General features: G+C 65.9%; 25 protein-coding genes and 1 pseudogene. 15 read left to right on the top strand and 11 right to left on the bottom strand.

The annotated features are described in order from the left end of the window. Positions 1–31: 31 nt before the first annotated feature. On the bottom strand, positions 32–1,183 hold the full coding sequence (locus tag OHS03_RS13195) for a PucR family transcriptional regulator (protein ID WP_328662993.1): 1,152 nt from the start codon (positions 1,181–1,183) through the stop codon (positions 32–34). Between the two features lie 170 nt (positions 1,184–1,353). Between OHS03_RS13195 and OHS03_RS13200 the strand changes: the two genes are divergently transcribed. Next, a complete protein-coding gene (locus OHS03_RS13200) occupies positions 1,354–2,571 on the top strand; it encodes a PucR family transcriptional regulator (RefSeq protein WP_328662994.1) in 1,218 nt (405 codons plus the stop codon). A 203-nt stretch (positions 2,572–2,774) separates the two neighbouring features. Here the strand turns inward: OHS03_RS13200 and OHS03_RS13205 are convergent, their stop codons facing one another. Further along, entirely contained in the window at positions 2,775–3,509 is a 735-nt protein-coding gene (locus OHS03_RS13205) for a TetR/AcrR family transcriptional regulator (protein WP_407942511.1), read from the bottom strand. A gap of 247 nt (positions 3,510–3,756) precedes the next feature. On the opposite strand from OHS03_RS13205, the gene mbp1 reads away from it, so the two are divergent. Both mbp1 and OHS03_RS13215 read left to right on the top strand, forming a co-directional pair. Next, positions 3,757–3,999 (top strand): microaggregate-binding protein 1, encoded by a 243-nt coding sequence (gene mbp1, locus OHS03_RS13210; protein WP_062980561.1) that lies wholly within the window; start codon positions 3,757–3,759, stop codon positions 3,997–3,999. A gap of 97 nt (positions 4,000–4,096) precedes the next feature. Beyond that, positions 4,097–4,537: a hypothetical protein gene (locus tag OHS03_RS13215; RefSeq protein ID WP_328662996.1), complete on the top strand. Its 441-nt coding sequence runs from the start codon at positions 4,097–4,099 to the stop codon at positions 4,535–4,537. A gap of 68 nt (positions 4,538–4,605) precedes the next feature. On the opposite strand, the gene OHS03_RS13220 is transcribed toward OHS03_RS13215, so the two are convergent. Further along, positions 4,606–4,857, bottom strand: a complete 252-nt coding sequence (locus OHS03_RS13220; protein WP_328662997.1) for a hypothetical protein — start codon at positions 4,855–4,857, stop codon at positions 4,606–4,608. 172 nt (positions 4,858–5,029) lie between these two features. On the opposite strand from OHS03_RS13220, the gene OHS03_RS13225 reads away from it, so the two are divergent. Next, positions 5,030–5,266: a DUF2798 domain-containing protein gene (locus OHS03_RS13225; protein ID WP_056809267.1), complete on the top strand. Its 237-nt coding sequence runs from the start codon at positions 5,030–5,032 to the stop codon at positions 5,264–5,266. A gap of 37 nt (positions 5,267–5,303) precedes the next feature. Further along, positions 5,304–5,804, top strand: a complete 501-nt coding sequence (locus OHS03_RS13230; protein ID WP_328662998.1) for a GNAT family N-acetyltransferase — start codon at positions 5,304–5,306, stop codon at positions 5,802–5,804. Between the two features lie 124 nt (positions 5,805–5,928). On the opposite strand, the gene OHS03_RS13235 is transcribed toward OHS03_RS13230, so the two are convergent. Both OHS03_RS13235 and OHS03_RS13240 read right to left on the bottom strand, forming a co-directional pair. Further along, a complete protein-coding gene (locus OHS03_RS13235) occupies positions 5,929–6,726 on the bottom strand; it encodes an SDR family NAD(P)-dependent oxidoreductase (protein WP_328662999.1) in 798 nt (265 codons plus the stop codon). 40 nt (positions 6,727–6,766) lie between these two features. Next, complete coding sequence (locus tag OHS03_RS13240) at positions 6,767–7,336, bottom strand: hypothetical protein (protein WP_328663000.1); 570 nt, start codon at positions 7,334–7,336, stop codon at positions 6,767–6,769. Positions 7,337–7,422: 86 nt separating this feature from the next. Between OHS03_RS13240 and OHS03_RS13245 the strand changes: the two genes are divergently transcribed. Beyond that, the gene (locus tag OHS03_RS13245; RefSeq protein ID WP_328663001.1) at positions 7,423–7,989 is read left to right on the top strand and encodes a TetR/AcrR family transcriptional regulator; all 567 of its coding nucleotides are present in this window, start codon (positions 7,423–7,425) and stop codon (positions 7,987–7,989) included. Between the two features lie 50 nt (positions 7,990–8,039). Here the strand turns inward: OHS03_RS13245 and OHS03_RS13250 are convergent, their stop codons facing one another. Then, positions 8,040–8,690 (bottom strand): TetR/AcrR family transcriptional regulator, encoded by a 651-nt coding sequence (locus OHS03_RS13250; protein ID WP_328663002.1) that lies wholly within the window; start codon positions 8,688–8,690, stop codon positions 8,040–8,042. 109 nt (positions 8,691–8,799) lie between these two features. Here OHS03_RS13250 and OHS03_RS13255 point away from each other — a divergent pair, with 109 nt between their 5' ends. Beyond that, positions 8,800–10,227 carry a cytochrome P450 gene (locus tag OHS03_RS13255; protein WP_328663003.1) on the top strand — a complete coding sequence of 476 codons (1,428 nt, stop codon included), beginning with the start codon at positions 8,800–8,802 and terminating at the stop codon, positions 10,225–10,227. Continuing rightward, entirely contained in the window at positions 10,224–10,415 is a 192-nt protein-coding gene (locus OHS03_RS13260; RefSeq protein WP_328663004.1) for a ferredoxin, read from the top strand. The genes OHS03_RS13255 and OHS03_RS13260 overlap by 4 nt, the downstream gene beginning before the upstream one ends. Positions 10,416–10,577: 162 nt before the next feature. Here the strand turns inward: OHS03_RS13260 and OHS03_RS13265 are convergent, their stop codons facing one another. The 4 genes from OHS03_RS13265 to OHS03_RS13275 all read right to left on the bottom strand — a co-directional run bounded on the left by OHS03_RS13265 (position 10,578) and on the right by OHS03_RS13275 (position 13,005). Continuing rightward, entirely contained in the window at positions 10,578–11,921 is a 1,344-nt protein-coding gene (locus OHS03_RS13265) for a wax ester/triacylglycerol synthase family O-acyltransferase (RefSeq protein WP_328663005.1), read from the bottom strand. Between the two features lie 203 nt (positions 11,922–12,124). After that, positions 12,125–12,295 (bottom strand): DUF8730 family Cys-rich protein, encoded by a 171-nt coding sequence (locus tag OHS03_RS34790; protein WP_494410482.1) that lies wholly within the window; start codon positions 12,293–12,295, stop codon positions 12,125–12,127. Positions 12,296–12,316: 21 nt separating this feature from the next. Then, entirely contained in the window at positions 12,317–12,718 is a 402-nt protein-coding gene (locus OHS03_RS13270) for a DUF302 domain-containing protein (RefSeq protein WP_328663006.1), read from the bottom strand. 17 nt (positions 12,719–12,735) lie between these two features. Continuing rightward, entirely contained in the window at positions 12,736–13,005 is a 270-nt protein-coding gene (locus OHS03_RS13275) for a metal-sensitive transcriptional regulator (RefSeq protein ID WP_328663007.1), read from the bottom strand. Between the two features lie 285 nt (positions 13,006–13,290). On the opposite strand from OHS03_RS13275, the gene OHS03_RS13280 reads away from it, so the two are divergent. Genes OHS03_RS13280 through OHS03_RS13295 form a run of 4 tightly spaced genes read left to right on the top strand, consistent with a single transcriptional unit; the run spans position 13,291 to position 15,630 of the window. Further along, a complete protein-coding gene (locus OHS03_RS13280) occupies positions 13,291–13,422 on the top strand; it encodes a hypothetical protein (protein ID WP_328663008.1) in 132 nt (43 codons plus the stop codon). After that, entirely contained in the window at positions 13,419–14,060 is a 642-nt protein-coding gene (locus OHS03_RS13285) for an SRPBCC family protein (RefSeq protein WP_328663009.1), read from the top strand. Before OHS03_RS13280 ends, OHS03_RS13285 begins: the two co-directional genes overlap by 4 nt. A 17-nt stretch (positions 14,061–14,077) precedes the next feature. After that, positions 14,078–15,136, top strand: a complete 1,059-nt coding sequence (locus OHS03_RS13290; RefSeq protein ID WP_328663010.1) for a zinc-dependent alcohol dehydrogenase family protein — start codon at positions 14,078–14,080, stop codon at positions 15,134–15,136. Then, a complete protein-coding gene (locus OHS03_RS13295; protein ID WP_328663011.1) occupies positions 15,133–15,630 on the top strand; it encodes a GNAT family N-acetyltransferase in 498 nt (165 codons plus the stop codon). Before OHS03_RS13290 ends, OHS03_RS13295 begins: the two co-directional genes overlap by 4 nt. On the opposite strand, the pseudogene OHS03_RS13300 reads toward OHS03_RS13295, so the two are convergent. Continuing rightward, positions 15,603–15,956 (bottom strand): annotated as a pseudogene (locus OHS03_RS13300) (ATP-binding cassette domain-containing protein); the annotation flags it as partial. The gene OHS03_RS13295 and the pseudogene OHS03_RS13300 sit on opposite strands and share 28 nt — an antisense overlap. A gap of 65 nt (positions 15,957–16,021) precedes the next feature. On the opposite strand from OHS03_RS13300, the gene OHS03_RS13305 reads away from it, so the two are divergent. The 3 genes from OHS03_RS13305 (at position 16,022) to OHS03_RS13315 (ending at position 18,607) form a co-directional block, all read left to right on the top strand. Continuing rightward, on the top strand, positions 16,022–16,579 hold the full coding sequence (locus OHS03_RS13305) for a flavodoxin domain-containing protein (RefSeq protein WP_328663012.1): 558 nt from the start codon (positions 16,022–16,024) through the stop codon (positions 16,577–16,579). A 48-nt stretch (positions 16,580–16,627) separates the two neighbouring features. After that, complete coding sequence (locus tag OHS03_RS13310; protein WP_328663013.1) at positions 16,628–17,536, top strand: universal stress protein; 909 nt, start codon at positions 16,628–16,630, stop codon at positions 17,534–17,536. 84 nt (positions 17,537–17,620) lie between these two features. After that, entirely contained in the window at positions 17,621–18,607 is a 987-nt protein-coding gene (locus OHS03_RS13315; protein ID WP_328663014.1) for an Acg family FMN-binding oxidoreductase, read from the top strand. Positions 18,608–18,637 lie beyond the last annotated feature (30 nt).

Below are 18,637 nucleotides of genomic sequence, written 5' to 3' on the forward strand. Positions count from 1 at the left end.
AGGGCCGCCACATTCGACATCGGTCCGATCCTCAGCTGGTGGCCCGTTGATGTTTGATCGCCCACCAGACCCGAGCGGCCGTCACCGGAGAACGCAGGTCGGCGTCGGCGAGCTCCTCGAAACGGCTGATCCGATAGCGAATCGTATTGGGATGGACCACGAGCATCTCCGCGGTGGTCTCGATGTGCATGCCGGTGTCCAGATGGCGTTCGACCGTGTCGATGATGGTGCGCGCCGCCGAACCCGCACCCACCGGCTCCAAATAGTGTTTGACCAGTTCAGAGCCTATGTCGGCGTCGCCGACTACGGCAGCCAGTAGCCCGACCCTGGTCAGCTCGGTCGGTCCTTGTAGATCGAAGACGTCCGCGGTCAGCAGGAGTCTGCTCGCCAGGCGGAACGAGCGTCCGAGATCTTCCAGTCTGCACGCGGGCCCGAGCCCGAGCGGGGCCTCGGTGCGCAGCGTCGCGGGCGCGGAAGTGAACCCGGCGATGTCATCGTCGATCGTGCTGGTGAAGACAACCTTGAGTCCGTCCGACCGCAAGAGCTGCAATAGCTCGGCGTCGGAATCACGCGATTTCGAACGAGTGCGAAACGCCTGATAGCTTCCGTCGATGTCGAGGCCGTACTGGTGGGCTTGAACCCGGATTCCGGCGGGGCCGAGCGTGCCGTGCAGTACCCGCCGCACGAACTCGGCGCGCACCTGGTGATCCAGACGCGCGATCTCGAGTTCCACTTCGCGATGGCCCTGGCCGTAGACGAGTGCGGCCTGATCGACCAGGTCCAGCATCGCGTGGCTCAGTTCCAGCAAGACGTCATCGGAGACCTGATGGGCTCGGCCGTCAGCTACCAACGCGGCACGAAATCTGCGCAGAGCGATTCTCCAGCCGTGTTGCACATCGACCAGCGAGATACCCTGCTGAGCGCGAGCTTCCCCATATTCACGCAATTCGCGGCAGTCGTCGCCGTTCAGGTCACGTTCGTCGGACAGCGCCGCAAGCATCCGCTCGATGAGACCGGCCGCATACGTCGTCACGGCGGCGTGGCCCAACGCCGCGTAGGAGGGCATCTGCGCTCTGGCCTCGCTGACGATCTCGCCGGTCACGTCGGGGATGCGGTCCCTGAGGCGGGAGACGACGTGGTGGCGAGCGGAAATCAGCGCCGGGAACGCTGGAATATCGGTCATGAACGACAGGCCTTCGATCTCCGTTTTGGAGTTGATCACAAATCGTGGGCAGCAGATTCGACATGAGGTCCATGGCGTCGCGATGCTGCCCGTCACTAGGGTTCAGTAACCTACCGCACCGGCTCCGGCGAGGGCGGTGTCCACTGCCTGGCTCACCCTCGGGGGGGGAAATGACGACGTTGACCGTGGGGTCCGAAGCCGAAGCCTGGCTTCGTCGTCTGGTGCCCGATCTCCTCGACAGCAACCAACTCGAGTCGATCGTCAGCTACACCGATACCCAGATCCTTCGGGACGTGCCAGAGATCGACACCTACGTTCTGCGTACCGATCTGCACGCCAGTTCCGCGGCGTTGGGGCGGGTCATGCTGCCCTCGCTGATCACCGGCGTCACGCCCAGTGAGCTGCCGGACGAGGCGCACGTGCTGGCGGAGTCCATCGCGTACGGGGGTCTGGATCTGAAGGTGTTGTTGCGGATCTATCGTTCCGGGCAGCAGGCGATGATCCGGACGCTGTCCGAGCAGATCGAGCTTTCGGTATCGGCGGTGGGTGAGACGCGTGAGCTGCTGATGTACTCGGCCGCCTGTGTCGCGGACTGGTCCGGTACGGCGGTCGAAATACTCAGTGGCACATTCGCTTTCGATCAAGACCCCGACCCGGCCGGCCGCTTCTCTCGTCGACGCGAGACGGTGCTTTCGATCATCGCCGGTTCACCGGTCGATCCGGCGACCGCGCAGACGCGGTTGGGCTACGTGCTCGATGACTCTCATCTGGCATTCGCGCTGCGCCTCGAGGACAACGCCGCTGGTGGCCTACCCGACCTCGAGCGGGCCGCGCAGCGCATCGTCGCGCATCTGGAAGCTCGCGGCAGCTTCACCTTGGCGTGCGGCCATCGAACCCTGTGGGGCTGGGCGCGTACCCATCGCTCGCCCACCGCCGAGCTCTCTGTCTGCTTGGCGGGTGGCTCGATCCATGCGGCCTTCGGGCTGCCCGCGCACGGGGTGGCGGGCTTTCGGCGTAGCCATCTGGAATCGCTTGCCACACAGAAGATGTCACACAGGATCACTCGGCCCGGCCGACTCGTGGCCTATGACTCGATCGAGCTGGAGCATCTGATCAGCCAGGACCAGGAGTCGATGGACTCGTTCATCGAGCGAGAGCTCAACGGACTTCTGGGAGCGGACGCGAACGCTGTGCGATTGCGCAAGACCTTGACCTGCTATCTGGACTCGATATGCAGTGTCGAGGCGACCGCGCGCGAGCTGGGCGTGCACCGAAACACTGTGCGATACCGACTCGAACGTATCGAGCAACTGCTGGGGCATCAGGTCGCGAGCCGGCGACTCGAGTTGGAGGTCGCGCTCAGATTGGCTGCGGCACTGCACAACTGACACTGTCTTCGTCGCCGACGCGGGTTCGAGATCGCTGAGACCTACGCGGTATTCGCGCCGGCCGCCGCACCCGAACATCTCGACGTCCACGCCCCCACCCACCAAATCCCCGGGCGCGAAAGGAAGCCCACGAACTGCTCGATCTCGCCGAAAGGTTGCACCGGCCCGCAGACCTCTATCGCATCACCGGTATGGACCGCCGCTCAGGGGCTGTGTCGGGCGCGGCGCATCGCTTCGAGTCGATCGAGCAGTGCCTCGAGAGATTCTTCGAACTCGTCGGCCGCGCGATTGGCTGCCAGTTGGCGCTGCAGGCGATAGACGTGGGGGTAGTCGGCCAGATCCGACGATTCGTGCTGTCCGGGCTCGGCGGTGGCGATCGGGCTCAACTCGACCCCCATCGTCGCTACCTCGAGAAGGAGGTGCCCGAGCAGGAACGTGGCGAAAGACCGATAGATCTGGACTGCCTGACGGTCGTCGAAGCCATAGTGAAGCATGGTGTCGAGGAAGGTTTCCATCCAGTTCAGGCTGCGCAGCGGCGGGCACAGCCAGGGCGCTTGCGGTGGACTCGCGGCCATCAACGGGAAGACCTCGGGATGCTCGATGGCGACGCGGCGCACACCGTGCGCGAGGCGCTGCAGATAGCCCTGCCAGCTGCCGCCCTCATCGTCGGGCTCCATCAGGTTCTGATCGTAGAGCTGGTCGACGAGGTGATCGACCACGCCGGCCAACAGGTCGTCCCGCCCGGAGACGTACCGGTACAGGGCCATGGCCTCGACGCCGAGCCACGAGCCCAGACGGCGCATCGTGAGATGCGCCAAGCCTTCCTCATCGATCAGCGCAATCGCTGATTCCAGGATCAAGACGCGATCCAGCCGCGGGGAGCGGCGAGCGCCCCCGTCCCGTTGACCGTTGTCGCGCAGCTCGGCGCCCGAGTCGATCGTGTCCTCGCTCAGGGCTGAGCTCCTGTCAAAATCTTCGGCCCTGGCTGTCCAGCACGCCGCTATAACCCCAGAATACCGGCAAGTTCCGACTGATTTCAATGCGCCCCGTCGCGTAGCGATCGTCACAAGGGTTTACAAGGTAAACCGAAATATGTTTATCTTGTAAACGGCAGCCGTGGAGCTGCCGACCCCGGGTTTCGCTCGCGTCACACGGGGAAGTGCTGGGCCGATCGAAGGGACAGTCGTGTCTGACAACGACAGCGGAGTAGAGGCCGGAGTCAAGGGCGTCGTCGAGGGCGTGAAGGGCAAGGCCAAGGAGGTCGCGGGCGCCGTGGTTGGCAACGACTCGTTGCAGCGCGAAGGCCGTGCACAGCAGGACAAGGCCGATTCTCAGCGTGAGGTCGCGGAGAAGGAAGCCGAAGCCGAGAAGGCGCGACTCGAGGCGTCGGTCAACGAAGCGCGTCAGCGCGCCGCCGAGCAGGACTGACAGCTCGCGCCAGCGGCCCGGCCGGGGGAACCGGCCGGGCACCGCCGGCTCACCGATAGTCACGAGCCACTCGGCTCGGAAAATGAGGAGTGACGTGATGGAAAAGCCCGCGATGCTGCGGTTGGACAGCACGGCGCGAACGACGCCCGGGTGCTCCGACCGGCAATGGGCTGCGCGCGAGGCGGTGCTGAAATGGGCACACAACGAAGACCTCCTCGACAACCCGGTGCCGGTGCTCGGCGCCTTCGTCGTCGGGGCATCGGTCTGCTGGCCGGGTGAATCGCTCACCGAGGACGAAGTAGTTCGCGCGTCACTGTGGTTGACGAGAATGGGGCTGTTCAACTCCATCGATCTCGACCCGGCATTCGGTCACCGCGCAACCATCTACCGTCCTCGGATCACCGCCGAAGGAATCCGCGTCGCGCGCGGCCCCGGTGGAGTTCGCGGCGTTTCCTGGCCAGGCGTCACGATTCGCTTGCCCGGCCGGCCGACACCGCCGCCGCGCGATCTCACTCCTCCCCCGCAGCAGACCGCGTAGACGACGGCTACCGATTCTGCATAGCGGACGACAGCATGTCCTCCGGATACCTACGCAGATGCCACGGTTCAGCAGCCAACAGCATCAGCGACCGCATCGACGAAGTCGTCGATGTCATCACTGCCAGGAAGCAGAATCCACAACTCCGGACCACCCTGCAGCGAATCGAGTTCGGCATGGACAACGTCGTTCTCGACCCACAATCTCAACGCGACTCCGTTGAGGAAGGCGAGTTCCCCTGTGGCGGAATCGCTGTGGGCGACCCGCTCCGCGAACTGGCCTGCCAGCTGCCTGTACAGCGTCTCCGAGCTGTGCAACATAAGCTCCCTACGCCGGGCTGAACGAGCACCAGGTCTTGACCATTGCGCTCGCCCTCGGCCTGTGTTTAATATCGACATCGCGATCTCACATCGCCGTAAGCGTTCACGTCAATCAACGCTCCGGCCCACCACCCGGTGGTGCCGTTGCCTGATGGCCGTTTACGGAGTAACGATGTCTTCCTTCAAACTTCCCGCCCGCGCCGCCGGTGTGGTTCTGCCACTGCTGCTTTCGCTGCTCATGACCTGCCTGGTCTCCCTGATCAGCACCCTCATGAGCGACGGCATGAACGCCGTCCTGTGGCTGCGCTCCTGGGCGGTATCCTGGCCGATCGCGTTCCCCATCCTGCTGCTCGTCCTGCCGATCGTCCGCCGACTCACCGCGCTACTGGTCCGGCCGGCACGTCCATGATTGCCGGGCCCGGCGATCGTCGACCATGCTCGACCGTATGCTGATTCGCACAGGTGGCTCCGCCGACGCTGCGGCCATCGCCGCTCTCCATACCGCCAGTTGGCGCATCGCCTACGCGGGCATCTTTCCTGACGAGTACCTCGACGGCCCGGTCGACGCGGATCACGCCACGCGCTGGCGCACGTTGTTGTCCGAGCCCGTCACCGCGGGTGTGTTCGTCGCCGAGAAGGATTCCACCGTCGTCGGTTTCGCCTATTTCCGTCCGACCGAAGACGGCAGAGTCCTGCTCGACAACCTCCACGCACACCCCGATGCGCACGGCGTCGGTATCGGTACCGGCCTCATCGAGTCGGGCCTGAGCTGGTCGACCGCTACCTACCCCGACCGCCCGGTCTACTTGGAGGTCCTCACCGCGAACACACCCGCCATCAAGTTCTACGAGAGTAGAGGCTGGCACCGAACCGGTTCCGGCACCGTCACCTTCGAGGCGGGATTCACTGTCCCCGAATACGAATACACCTGGCAGCCGACGAGGTGAGCAGCGTGCGAGAGCATCGGCCTCTGACGGGTGCACGTGCGGTCCGTGTCAGTACACCCGGAAGTTCGTGTCACCGCGGGGTCGGTCAGGTGGCCAGGCCGTCACTCACAGCGAGTGAGCGGCGTCAGCTGTTCTTGAAGGGGTTGAAGGTCTTGCCGATGAGGTAGCCCAGGCGGTTGGGCAGGGGCTTCATCGCGGCGGCGGAGATCTTGTTGACGATGCCCGGGACACACACGGGTCTGCCTTTCATCACCGCATCCCAGCCCTCGGTGACGACGGCTTCGGGCTGCTGCCAGAGGATACGGGGCAGATGGTCGGCTTTGTCGCGGGTGCCCATGACATCGTGGAATTCGGTGTGGGTCAAGCCGGGGCACAGGGCGGTGACGTGGATGCCGTGTGCTTTGAGTTCCATGTCGAGGGCTTGCGAGGTGTTGAGGACGTAGGACTTGATGCCGGTGTAGAGCAGGCCGGCTCCGGGTGGAGCGAACGCGGCGACCGACGACAGGTTGACAATGCGGCCCCAGCGGCGCTTCTTCATGCCGGGGATAACCAGGTGGGCGAGTGCTGTCGGGGCGGTCACCATCAATTGGATCTCCCCGGCCAGGGCGTCCCATGGGGTGTCGGCGAACGCGGTCTTGCCCGATAGTCCCGCGTTGTTGATCAGGACGTCGACATCCAAGCCCTGCTGGTCGGCGTATTCCACAATCGCGGCGGGTGCGGCGGGGTCGGTGAGGTCGGCGGCGAACACCTCGCAGCGAACATCGTGGCGTTCGGTCAGCTGTTCGGCGAGTTCCTGGAGACGATCGGCGCGGCGGGCGACGAGCAGCAGTTGGTAGCCGTTCGCGGCCAGGTGATGGGCGAACGTCGCGCCGATGCCGGCGGACGCGCCGGTGATGAGGGCCGTGCGGGGGGAGGTGGTCATGGGTCCTTCGTTCGGATGGTGGCAGACAGGTGGGCGGTGTTCAGGCGGGTGGGCCGGGCAGTTCGCGGGGGCCGGGTGTGAAGTCGCGGCGGGCTTCGCCGATGTCACCGCGGTACGGGCCATACGGGCCGGTTAGCAGGAAGGGGCGGGGGATGCGGCGCTGGGCGTCGGTGAATCCCCAGGTGCCCATGCCCAGGTAGACGCCGGGTGCGGCACGGCGCACCTCGTCCACCATGTTGATCGACCCGCACAGCGAGGTGTATGCGCGATAGATGAGCGTGTAGGCCGGAGCACCGTCGTAGCGGGACGGGGCCAACTGTGTGCGCATCGGGTAGCGCTGCCGGACCTGGCCGGATTCACCGAAAGTGTTGTAGCCGCGTCCGCTGTTCTCATCGACGGGCCGGAACGCCTTGCACAGCCACGGACGGAGCGGGTTGGCCACGGCCACTTTTCCGGTCACCACGGCGAACAGGTTCGGCTGGGCCAGCAGAGCGGCGGCGTACTCGCCGTCGATCTCGGCGATCGCGGGGGCTTCCAGAGTGGCGAACAGGGCGAGCAGCCCGCTGGTATCGAGCCGTCGCAGCTCGGCGACCGCGTTGTCGGTGTCCATAGGAACCAGCCTCATCTCGTGATCTCTTGAACGTCGCTCAAGAAGCCTAACGATTTCTTGAGCGATGTTCAAGATAGGGTGGTGAGGTGCCAAGGAATCGACGCCCGCAGGACCGCGCGGAGAAGCGCGAGGAGATCATCGCCGCCGCGCAGCGCCTGTTCATCGATGACGGCTTCGAATCGGCGTCCACGGCGCGGATCGCCAAAAGCGCGGGAGTCACGGTCAATACGATCTACTGGTACTTCCAGGACAAGGACGAGTTGCTCATCGCGGTCCTCGACCGCATCCTGGCCGAGGCGCTCGCCACCTACGCGGAGATCGACGGCCTGTCGTTGAACGAGCGGCTGCTGTGGGTGGTCGACCAGTTGGAACAGCTGCACGGGCTCGTCAACACCGTGCACTCCCGCGCAGTGGCCTCCCCCGCCATCGACGTTTGGCATGCCGGTTTCCACCAGGTGGCCGACGCGCTGTTCGCCGACAACCTCCGCGCGTCCGGAGTCACCGAGACCGACCTCGCCGCCATGTCCGCCATCGGCACCTTCGTCATCGAAGGACTCCTCACCCACCAGCGCGACGACGCGGGCAAGCGAGCGGTCATCGACTTGCTCGTCCGGAGCCTCACTGCCGCCTCCGGTCAGTCCGGGCCGAACTGACCAGAGCCGGGGGCCTAGCAGCCCAAGGCTCCACCGTCCGGTGCGCGCACTCAATGCGCCAATCGGGCGGCCATCGTGGTCAGGTTGTCGGCAAAGGTCAGTACGAATTCGACGCACAGGTTGATCAGTTCGTCGCGGCTGATGTCCATCCCGCCGTCGAGCCAGGCCAGGACCAATTCGGCGGCGCCGCCGGTGATCATCAGCGAGACCGCACTGACCAGGGTTTCACTGCCGGCCGGCGGGTCGAGCAGTGCGCGTTCCTGTTCGGCGACGACGTCGGCGATAGTGCGCATGGCGGCGGCGCGGCGGCGCATCAGGATTTCGCTGCCGTGCGCCTCGGCGAAAGCGATGCGGGCGCGGCGGGGATCGTCGACGACGGATTCGAGGATGGCGGTGACGGCTGCCCGCGTTTTGGCTGCGATGCCATCCGGTGCGGCGGCGAGTGCGTCCAATGAGCTGCGGATCGCGGTTTCGATGATCTCGTCGTGTACGGCGGCGGCGAGTGCGTCGAGGTCGTCGAAACTCTCGTAGAAGAACCGCGGACCGACCTTGGCCTGTTCGCAGACTCCGCGCACGGTGGTCGCGGCCCAGCCCTGGGTGCCGATGATGTCGAGGGCAGCGTCCATCAGCCGCTGGCGGCGTTCGTCGCGTCGCTGTTCGGCCGAGGTGCCGCGATAGATACCGGTCGCTGCCCGTGTCACAGCCCTCAGTATGCCGCATAGGAAACAGGAATCAATCGTTTACGGAAACGACTGATTCCTGTATGTTCCAAGTCACACCACATCGCAACGGTGCGAGAGGACAACGAACATGATGTCGACCCTGGGCCGACGGGCCAAATCCGCCGTATCCGCTCTTGCCGAGCGATATCCTTCGCAGACCCGCGCGCTGGCAGACCCGCTGCCCGGCAGCGGATTACGTCCGATCATGGGCGATTACGGTGTGCCGCTCATCGGGCACGCCATACCCGCGATGAGCGACAGTCTCGATTTCGCCCGCCGCCGTTTCGACAAGTACGGGCCGGTGCACTGGGTCGGACTCGTCGGGCGACGCGTTGTCATGGTCGCCGGACCGGAGGCCACCGAAGAGGTACTCGCCGACCGCGACAAGGTGTATTCCGCACGGCGCGGCTACACCTTCTTCATCGGCCCGTTCTTCCACGGCGGCATCCTGCTGCGCGACTTCGAGGAACACCGCTACCACCGTCGGATTCTGCAGCAGGCCTTCACCCGGCCGCGGTTGGTCGGCTATCTCGATATCACCAGCCCGGCCATCGAGCGCGGCATGCGCGACTGGACACCGAATCACGATTTCCAGCTCTACCCGGCGGCCAAACGCCTGCTGCTCGGCTTGTCCTCGGAAGTGTTCATGGGGGCGAATCTCGGGTCGGAGGCCGCCGGGCTGGAGCAGGCGTTCATCGATGCGGTGCGTGGCGGCCAGGCGCTGGTGCGCACGAATCTGCCCGGCGGTCTGTGGGCACGCGGACTGCGCGGGCGCGAGGTGCTGGAGGATTATTGCCGTCGCGAACTGCCTGCCAAGCGCGCGGGAGATGGCGAGGATCTGTTCAGCGTGTTGTGCCGCACCGCGTCCGAGGAGGGCCATACATTCACCGACCAGGACATCGTCGACCATCTGATCTTCGTCCTGCTCGGCGCGCACGACACCAGCACGATCGCGGTGTCGATGATGGGGTACCAGCTCGGATTGCATCCAGAATGGCAGGACCGGCTGCGCGCCGAATCGCAGGCGTTGGGCAAGGAGTCACTCGACTATGCCGATCTGGATCGGCTGCCGACCCTGGATCTGGTCTTCAAAGAGATTCTGCGGATGTACTCCCCTGTCGGGCAGCAGGTCCGCGAAACCGTGCGGGATACCGCCATTCAGGGCCAGTTCGTCCCCGCTGACACCTTGGTGATGATCGGCTCGTACTCGGCCATGCGTCAGGCCCGCTGGTGGAACGACCCCGACGTGTTCGATCCCGAACGGTTCACGGCCGAACGGCACGAGGACAAGGCTCACCGCTATACCTGGGCCCCGTTCGGTGGTGGCGCGCACAAATGCATCGGACTCTATTTCGGCGGTATGACAGTCAAGGCGATCATGCACCGCATGCTGTTGCACTATCGCTGGACCGTGCCCGCCGACTACACGCCGCCGATGGGCTGGGCGACCGGCCCTGTCCCCCTCGATGGCCTACCCATCCGACTCGAACGCCTCGGCGCCTCGGTGTCCGCATGAAGATCGCCGCCGACCGCACCCGCTGCGAAGGCCACGGCATGTGCGAAGCATTGCTGCCCGACATCTTTCGGGTCGACGACGAAGGCACCGTGACGGTGCTGACGGACCAGGTACCCGAAGCCGAACTCGACGACGTGCGGCTGGCGGTCGACAGCTGCCCGGTGGAGGCTCTGCGCCTGTCCGACTGAAACACGCTCGCGCCGGGTTTTCGATGATGTCGCCGCCACAAACCCTGATCGGTCGCCACTTCGCTGCGATCGAAGCTGGAATCGACCCGTATGTGGTCGTCGCGGTATTGCACTCCGTGCAAGCTCACAAGGCCGCCACGGGGCAGGCACCGGCCCGGAAGGTCAGCGAGGATCGGATCGGATCGCTTGTGCCGATAGTTCGGCGATCTCGCGTTCGATGCCGTCGGCGATGTTGTCGATATCGGGTGTGGTGTCGTAGTCGCCCGTAATTCCGAAGACGAGGCGGTCGCGATAGCTGAGGACGGCGATCGTTGTGCGCAGGCGCATCGCGAGGGGGACACACGGCAGAATTTCGAGCACCTCACGCCCCTGAAAAGTCAGTCGGCGGCGAGGCCCGACAACATTGGTCACCAATGCGGCGACACTGCGCTGCGGGAAATGCCCCGCCAGCCGGAAGGTCCACCCCACCAGGGCATGGGGCACCCACTCGGCCATCGCCAGCAGCGAGCTCTGCGCACCGGCCTCCCCCCGGGCGCGATGTCGCGCGATGCGTTCGTGGACAGCGGTCAGCCGCTCGATGGGGTCGGCCAGCTCGATCGGCAGATACGGAATCATGGCCGACACGCGATTGTCGGTGATCTCCTCGGCGCCGGGAGCCCGCACCGACACCGGAACCAGAACACGGACTTTGCCCGCCGTCGACTCCTCCCCACGCTGTGACAGCACGGTGCGATAGGCCGACGCGACAGCGGCCAGCACCACGTCGTTGACGGTCACGTCGAAACTCGTGCCGATCGCGTGGACATCTGTCAGTGACGCTCTGGCGATCGCATAGCGTCGCTGTCGGCCGATAGGACCGTTCAACGACGACGAAGGCGCCGACGAGACCGCGGCGCCCACCACCGGAAGCAGCCCGCGCGCCGTGGTCAAGGCGAAGCGCGGCACCGCCCACGGCTCCCGCATGCCCCTGACCAGGAGATCGACAAGGCCGATGCCAGAACTGCGGGACGCGACAGTGCGTTTCGGGACACTGTCCTCGGGCGGATCGCACAGTCGCTCGAACAAGCTCATCCCCGAGACGCCGTCGACCATGCTGTGATGTGCCTTGACGATCAACGCCCAGCGGCCGCCGGACACGCGGTCGACGACCACGCACTGCCACAGTGGATGGTCGCGGTCGAGTCTCTCCTCCAGTTCGGTAGCGATGAGTTCACGCAGCGTCGGCTCATCACCCTCGCCCGGCAGCGCCGTCCAGCGAACATGGTGTGCCAACGCGAAGTCGGGGTCCTGCTCCCACACCGGCGCGGTCAAATCCAGCAGTGACCGGCGGACTCGCTGGCGAAGTCGGTCATTGCGATCGACCCCCTCGGCGAGCATCGCATCGAACGCCGAACGGGTCGGCACCGGCCCCGCCATGATCGCGACGGCACCGATGCCGAGGCTGATATGCCGATCGGTGTCCTCCAACTCCATGAACCCCATGTCCAGTGGACGTAGCTCTGTCATCAGTCGACCTCCGAAGTGGGCGGTCGTGACAGCTCGTCACCGTGGATGGGACTGTGGCACTGCCACTAGGTCGATCCTTACGCACCGTCGTGGTCACGGGAAGGGCAGATAGTCCGTCGCCGGCCGCCGAAATACCCCGACATGAACCCGTTCACTGACGAAACGGCACGAACGCTACCGAAAAGTTCATGCCGGGGGTTCGGTCATCGACCGAAGATCGACGCGAAGAACCGGGATTTCGCCGGACGTGAAGAATTCTCGGTGCAGGTGCACCGGTCGGTCGCGGCGACGGATTTCATCACACTGTCGACGTGTTGTCCGCATCCGCCCCAGGTCGTCTTCCGGCAACGCGAGCAGGTTTCGGGGTAGCACATGGTGTCTCGGTGGGCAGCGACTCAGCTGTCGGCGAGCGCGTCGATCGCCGCGCGCAGGCGCGTGGTGGCCTCGGCGACGACGGGATCCAGAGCGGGCTCGCCGGTGACGCGGGCCATCAACTCGGGGTTCATGGCCTCGACGATGACAGTGTCCGCCTCGGTGCGGTGACTGCGCACGACAACGTTGCAGGGCAACAGCAGGCCGATCTGGCGGTCGATGTCGACGGCGCGGTGGGCCAGCGGCGGATTGCAGGCGCCGAGGATTCGGTAGTCCTCCATCTCCTCACCCAATTTGGCTTTCATCGTCGCGCGCATGTCGATATCGGACAGGATGCCGAACCCCTGATCGGCCAGTGCCGTCCGGGTGCGTGCGATCGCGTCGTCGAAGGTGGTGTGCAGCGTGGTCGACAGAGCCAGGTCCATGACCGACTCCCCTTTCGTCAGGCTAAGGCGAGAAAAAGCTTCTCGAGTTCTATTTCGGTCATCGGAGCCCGACCGTCTTCGGTCTCCCCGCTCATGCACTCGCGCAGGCCACTGGCGACGATCTTGAATCCGGCCCGATCGAGGGCGCGCGAAACTGCGGCCAACTGGGTGACCACGTCCTTGCAGTCGCGACCGGCCTCGATCATGGTGATGACCCCGGCAAGCTGGCCGTGCGCGCGCCGCAACCGATTGAGTACCTGAGCAATGCTGGCTTCGTCGCCGACCATGATTTTCCCTTCTCGTTCCCTGCCTCCAACATACCCGGCGGGGTATAGCCGAGGAGGGAGGTGTGAGTCAGCCCCACACCCGAGACATGACCGGCCCATTCGACGAGTGGCGCGTCATGATACGAGGACCGCTGCCCTGTCGAACCGACCCTGAGCCAGATCGGACAGTGCTCGAAAGTAGGTCCGATCGGCCCTTGTGTCGAGGACCTACGCCAGCAGTACTCCGGCGCGGCGATTCCTACCGTCGAGGTATCCGCACCGCACACGTCGATTGGGGCACTCATCATGAGCACTCATCTCAACGACTACCCGCACGAGCTCGCCACATTCGCTGTCGTCGTCGGCACCGACGGATCGGAGACGGCAGACATCGCGTCCGGACTGGTCACACACCCGGCGGTCGAGGACCCGAGATGAAGAACACCACGGCTCTCGTCATCGGTACCGCGACCTACGTCGCCGGACTCGGGCTCGGATATTCGGTTCTCCTGCGCAAACGGATCGTGACCTGGGGCGCGACCCGCGACGAAGCGGAGCGAACAATGCCCGGCGACGAATTGCTCGCCAACCCTGATATTCGAACAACCAGGGCGATCACCGTGGCGGCCGACCCGGCGGCGATTTGGCCGTGGCTCGTGCAGATCGGCCCCGGGCGCGGCGGCGCGTATACCTACGACTGGATCGAGAACCTGCTCGGCCTCGACATGCACAGCACCGACGAGATCCTGCCCGAATTCCAGCATCCGGCACTCGGCGATGTGATCGCGCTGGGCACGAACGGCCCCCGGATGCGTATCGGAGTGCTCGAACCCGACCGGTCGCTCGTGTTCGGCTCCGAGGACGGCAACTGGGTCTGGTCGTTCAACCTCTACCCCGAACCCGCTGGTACCCGGCTGATCAGCCGCAATCTCATCTCGCTGACCGGAGCATCGCCGCTCTCACGGTTGTTCACCCGGCTCGTCGGCGAACCGGGCAGCTTGATCATGGAGCGAAAGATGCTCTCGGGCATCCGAACCCGTGCCAAGCGCATGGTCATGAGTCATAGCGCATTCTGATCCGAAAGGAGTCTTCGATGTTCGCCATGGTCTACGACGGCCCAGGACGTCCGCACCGCCGCGAGGTCCCCGATCCGGTGATCCTCGACAGCACCGACGCAGTCGTCACAGTCGACACCGCCACCATCTGCGGGACCGACCTACACATTCTCCAGGGTGACGTGCCCGAGGTCGAGCGCGGACGGATTCTCGGTCACGAGGCCGTCGGAACCGTTGCCGTCGTCGGCAGCGCTGTGCGCACCCTCCGGGTCGGCGATCGCGTTCTCGTGTCGTGCATCTCCGCATGTGGAAGCTGTGCGTCCTGCCGCGAGGCCCGCTACGGGCTGTGCACCGGCGGCGGCGGATGGCTGCTCGGCCACGAAATCGACGGCACCCATGCCGAATCGGTGCGTGTGCCGTTCGCCGATATGTCGACCCACCCGATCCCGCCCGGTATCAGCGACGAACAGATGCTCATGCTGGCCGATATCCTGCCCACCAGCTACGAAGTCGGCGTCCGCAACGGCAGGGTGCGGCCCGGCGACACGGTTGTCGTCGTCGGCGCGGGGCCGATCGGCCTGGCCGCGGTCATGACCGCGCAGCTCTACAGCCCGAGCCGCATCATCGCCATCGATCTCGCCGACACCCGGTTGGCGGCCGCGCGCGAACTCGGTGCCGAGCCGGTGCTCAACAGCCGCCGCGACGATGTGCGCGCCAGGGTCGCCGAGCTCACCGGTGGTCGGGGTGCCGACGTGGCAATGGAGGCAGTCGGTGTACCCGAAACCTTCGAACTGGCCGTCGATCTCGTGCGTCCCGGCGGTCACGTCGCCAATATCGGGGTGCACGGTGCACCCGCGTCGCTCCATCTCGAGAACCTGTGGAGCCGGGACCTGACCATCACCACCGGGCTGGTGGATACCGACTCGACACCGCGCCTGATCGAGCTGATCCGATCCGGGCGGCTCGACCCCACCCCGATGATCACCCACCGTTTCGAGATGGGCGAATTCGCCGACGCCTACGACACTTTCGCGCGTGCCGCGGAAACGGGCGCGTTGAAAGTCACCGTCACCCAGGTGAAGGCAGGACAGCCATGACCACCGCGACGTCGAGTGTCACCTTCCGCGAACTCCGCCCCACCGACCGAGACTCGCTGCTCGAACTCCACGCCGACCTCGAGGGGACCGACAGCTATTTCCGGCTCTTCGCACCACCACCCGAGGACCTCGGCCGAGTGGTCGGCACGATCGCGTCGACCGACCGCGCGCACTGTGCTGTCGGAGCCTTCCTCGACGACCGTCTCGTCGGCGTAGCGAATTTCGTCGTCCTCGACGACGGCGTCAGCGCCGAGCTCGCCATGGTCGTCGCCGCCGGTCGACAACACCACGGCATCGGCACCGACCTGTTCCATCGGCTCGCCGAGCGGGGCCGCGCCCGTGGCCTCGACCGGTTCATCGCCGAGGTGCCGACGAACTCCACAGCCATGCGACTCATCGTCGAATCCGACCTCCCGATCTCGGCCCACCGCAGCGATGACGTCATCCAGATCGCCTTCCACCTGCGGAAGCGTTCGACCAGGAGCGCACAGTGAACGGCGGGCGTCTCACCGCCGGTGATGCCCGGCCAGAGCGTGACTTCCCCCGGTACACAGTCGAGCCGGGCGTGGACCGAGACCGCGTCGGCCCACGGATCGCGCCCCAGCACCCGTACCGTGCCCGCATCGGCGCGAATCAACCCGAGCAGAACGCGAATAGTCGTCGTCTTCCCCGCGCCGTTGGGCCCCAGGAATCCGTGCACCTCGCCGACGCGAACGGTCAGGTCGAGGGCGTCGAGCGCCCGCGTGCGGCCGAAGGATTTCGTCAGCCCGGAAATGGAGATGGCAGCGTCGTCGGTCATCACTGCCGCCTGCGGTGCCATTGGTCCCTTCGTTGCGGGCATGACGGCACTGATCCGCGGCTGTGCAGTCGCGCGATGCTGACACCATGACCACCACGCCCACACCCCGCATCGCCGTTCTGTACGCCACCGCCCATGGCTCGACTCGCGATATCGCCGAGTTCGTCTGGGACGATCTCGTCGCCCGTGGCGCTCGCGCCGAACTGCACGACATCGAACACGCTCCCGACCTGTCGGGTCTGGACACTCTTGTCATCGGTAGCGCGATCCACAACATGGATCTGCTGCCCGAGGCCTCCGCTTACCTTCGCAACAACCGGAACACCCTGGTGGACAAGGACATCTGGTTGTTCAGCGTCGGGCTCGGCCCCGCACTTCGCGGACCGCTCGGGCGCTGGGTCGGACGGCAGGTCCCACCCAAGATCGCCGCCGCGATCCGCACGCTGCGTCCACGCGATTACACCCCCTTCGCCGGCCAGTACGAACGCGAGGGTGTCTCGTGGCGCGCCAGGACCATGTACCGGATGCTCGGAGGCGCCCGCTACGGCGACTTGCGCGATTGGCAGGCAGTGCGCGAATGGTCGACCAGGATCGGTGACGCGCTCATGCTGGAACGCGCCCCGGTCACTGTCGTCCATCCCTGATCGCGCTCCCCCGCCGCACCGCACCGCACCGCACCAGGAAGGCAACACATGACCGAGCACAGCGAAACCCCGCACCGCGACGCCGCCGCGGCGGTCGTCGTCGGAGCCGACGGCTCGCCCGGATCGATAGCCGCGGTGCGCTGGGCCGCCCGCACAGCCGCCGATCGCGGGCGGGCGCTGCACATCGTGCACTGCACCGGGCCGATCGCGCAGGGAACTCCGCGTAGCGCCTACGACGCGTTCATCTTCGCCACTATGCAGGATCTCCAGCACGCTGCCGAGAAGGTGATCGCCCTCGCCGACTGCGACGCGCGAGAGGCCGCACCCGAGGTCACTGTGACCACCGAGCTCGCCCACGCCAACCCTGCCCGTGCCCTCATCGCGGCATCGGCGCAGGCGAACCTGGTCGTGGTCGGGGCGGCGGCATGGGCAGGCTCGATCGCGCACCTGGGTTCGACACTGCTCGCGGTGGCCTCACACGCGCACGGGGCCGTGGTCGTCGTGCGCGGGCCTGACCCGAACCGGCTGACCGGGCCGGTGGTCGTGGGTGTCGACGGTAGCAGCGTGGGAGAACCCGCCATCGGCGCCGCGTTCGCCGAAGCTTCGCTACGCGGCGCCGAGCTGGTCGCCGTGCACGCCTGGAGTGATCTCTCGCGCGGTGAGTTCGGCGGCTCCAGCTATCTGTCGCTGCCGATCGCCGATTTCGAGACCGCCGAAGCCGCCCTACTGGCCGAACGGCTGGCCGGTTGGAGCGAGCAATTCCCCGACGTCACCGTGCGGCGTGACGTCGAGGTCTTCGGGGCCCGCGAACGGCTGGCCGAGTGGTCGAAGACCGCGCAGCTCGTGGTCGTCGGCAGTCGGGGACGGGGTGGATTCCGCGGCCTGCTGCTCGGTTCGACCAGCAACTGGCTGGTGCAGCACGCCGAGTGCCCTGTGATGGTCGTACACCAGGACTGAGACGCCGATGAGGGCATTAGGTCACCGTCGAACAGGCGCAAAGACCGTCTCGGCAAACACCCGGCAAGGACGAGACTCGATGCCATGAACGATGAACCAGTCCCCGAAGTCCCTGACCATCCCACGATCCGCGCGGCGATCCGTCTCGGGTGCCGCGCGCCGTCGGTCCACAACACTCAACCGTGGCGGTGGGTCTTCGACGGCGCCCGGCTGCACCTGTTTCGTGACACCGACCGGCAACTCACCGCCGCCGATCCGCACGGACGTCAGTCGGTGATCAGCTGCGGCGCGGTCCTGCACCACGTGCGGACCGCGTTCGCGGCCGAGGGCTGGCGCGCCGACACCCTCCGGTTCCCCGACCCGACTCGGCCGGATCTGCTGGCCACCCTGGAATTCCTGCGGTGGACGGACCCGCCGATCGGTGTCTTCCGTCGCGCCGATGCGATCTCACGCCGATTCTCCGATCGGCTCCCGATGACCGAACCGATCGGTTGGGGTTCGGTCCGCCTGGCACTCGAGGACCTCATCTCCGCCTATGAGGTCACCCTTGATGTCCTCGACGAGGACGCGCGCGCCCGACTCTCCCTCGCGTCCGAGCAGTCCGACGCCCTGCGCCGCTACGACATGGAGTACCAAGCCGAATTGCGTTGGTGGGCAGGCCATCCGGGCACACCCGAAGGTGTTCCACCCTCGGCGCTGATCTCGGAGTCCGAGCTCGCCCGAGTCGGGGTGGCTCGGAAGTACCCGACACCGGGACCTTCGGCCCGACGCGGCGAGATGCACGACCACGCACGCCTGGCCGTGCTCACCGCGACCGGCGAGACGCCCGCGACCTGGCTGCGTACCGGCGAGGCGCTCTCGGCGGTCCTGCTCGAATGCACGGCGTCGGGAATGGCTACCTGCGCACTCACCCATATCACCGAAACAACCTCGGGCAGGCGGCTGCTGAGCAGCTTGATCGGTCACCCCGGGATACCCCAGGTCGTCGTCCGGATCGGCACCGCACCCGACGAGCAGCGACCGGAGTCCACTCCACGCAGACCACTGGCCGACGTCCTCACCGTGCGATGACCCATCGGCTTACCGATCACATGGCCGCCC

The organism is Nocardia salmonicida (genome assembly GCF_036142455.1).
Taxonomy (GTDB): domain Bacteria; phylum Actinomycetota; class Actinomycetes; order Mycobacteriales; family Mycobacteriaceae; genus Nocardia; species Nocardia salmonicida.

Excerpts from the sequence above, each read along its gene's own strand:
- OHS03_RS13225 (WP_056809267.1), top strand. The coding sequence starts at position 5,030 with ATGTCTTCCTTCAAACTTCCCGCCCGCGCCGCCGGTGTGGTTCTGCCA.
- OHS03_RS13275 (WP_328663007.1), bottom strand. The coding sequence starts at position 13,005 with ATGGTCGGCGACGAAGCCAGCATTGCTCAGGTACTCAATCGGTTGCGG.
- OHS03_RS13215 (WP_328662996.1), top strand. The coding sequence starts at position 4,097 with ATGGAAAAGCCCGCGATGCTGCGGTTGGACAGCACGGCGCGAACGACG.
- OHS03_RS34790 (WP_494410482.1), bottom strand. The coding sequence starts at position 12,295 with ATGTGCTACCCCGAAACCTGCTCGCGTTGCCGGAAGACGACCTGGGGC.
- OHS03_RS13310 (WP_328663013.1), top strand. The coding sequence starts at position 16,628 with ATGACCGAGCACAGCGAAACCCCGCACCGCGACGCCGCCGCGGCGGTC.
- OHS03_RS13230 (WP_328662998.1), top strand. The coding sequence starts at position 5,304 with ATGCTGATTCGCACAGGTGGCTCCGCCGACGCTGCGGCCATCGCCGCT.
- OHS03_RS13290 (WP_328663010.1), top strand. The coding sequence starts at position 14,078 with ATGTTCGCCATGGTCTACGACGGCCCAGGACGTCCGCACCGCCGCGAG.
- OHS03_RS13305 (WP_328663012.1), top strand. The coding sequence starts at position 16,022 with ATGACCACCACGCCCACACCCCGCATCGCCGTTCTGTACGCCACCGCC.
- OHS03_RS13270 (WP_328663006.1), bottom strand. The coding sequence starts at position 12,718 with ATGGACCTGGCTCTGTCGACCACGCTGCACACCACCTTCGACGACGCG.
- OHS03_RS13195 (WP_328662993.1), bottom strand. The coding sequence starts at position 1,183 with ATGACCGATATTCCAGCGTTCCCGGCGCTGATTTCCGCTCGCCACCAC.
- OHS03_RS13265 (WP_328663005.1), bottom strand. The coding sequence starts at position 11,921 with ATGACAGAGCTACGTCCACTGGACATGGGGTTCATGGAGTTGGAGGAC.
- OHS03_RS13285 (WP_328663009.1), top strand. The coding sequence starts at position 13,419 with ATGAAGAACACCACGGCTCTCGTCATCGGTACCGCGACCTACGTCGCC.
- OHS03_RS13315 (WP_328663014.1), top strand. The coding sequence starts at position 17,621 with ATGAACGATGAACCAGTCCCCGAAGTCCCTGACCATCCCACGATCCGC.
- OHS03_RS13280 (WP_328663008.1), top strand. The coding sequence starts at position 13,291 with ATGAGCACTCATCTCAACGACTACCCGCACGAGCTCGCCACATTCGCT.
- OHS03_RS13295 (WP_328663011.1), top strand. The coding sequence starts at position 15,133 with ATGACCACCGCGACGTCGAGTGTCACCTTCCGCGAACTCCGCCCCACC.
- OHS03_RS13240 (WP_328663000.1), bottom strand. The coding sequence starts at position 7,336 with ATGGACACCGACAACGCGGTCGCCGAGCTGCGACGGCTCGATACCAGC.
- OHS03_RS13200 (WP_328662994.1), top strand. The coding sequence starts at position 1,354 with ATGACGACGTTGACCGTGGGGTCCGAAGCCGAAGCCTGGCTTCGTCGT.
- OHS03_RS13220 (WP_328662997.1), bottom strand. The coding sequence starts at position 4,857 with ATGTTGCACAGCTCGGAGACGCTGTACAGGCAGCTGGCAGGCCAGTTC.
- OHS03_RS13255 (WP_328663003.1), top strand. The coding sequence starts at position 8,800 with ATGATGTCGACCCTGGGCCGACGGGCCAAATCCGCCGTATCCGCTCTT.
- OHS03_RS13235 (WP_328662999.1), bottom strand. The coding sequence starts at position 6,726 with ATGACCACCTCCCCCCGCACGGCCCTCATCACCGGCGCGTCCGCCGGC.
- OHS03_RS13260 (WP_328663004.1), top strand. The coding sequence starts at position 10,224 with ATGAAGATCGCCGCCGACCGCACCCGCTGCGAAGGCCACGGCATGTGC.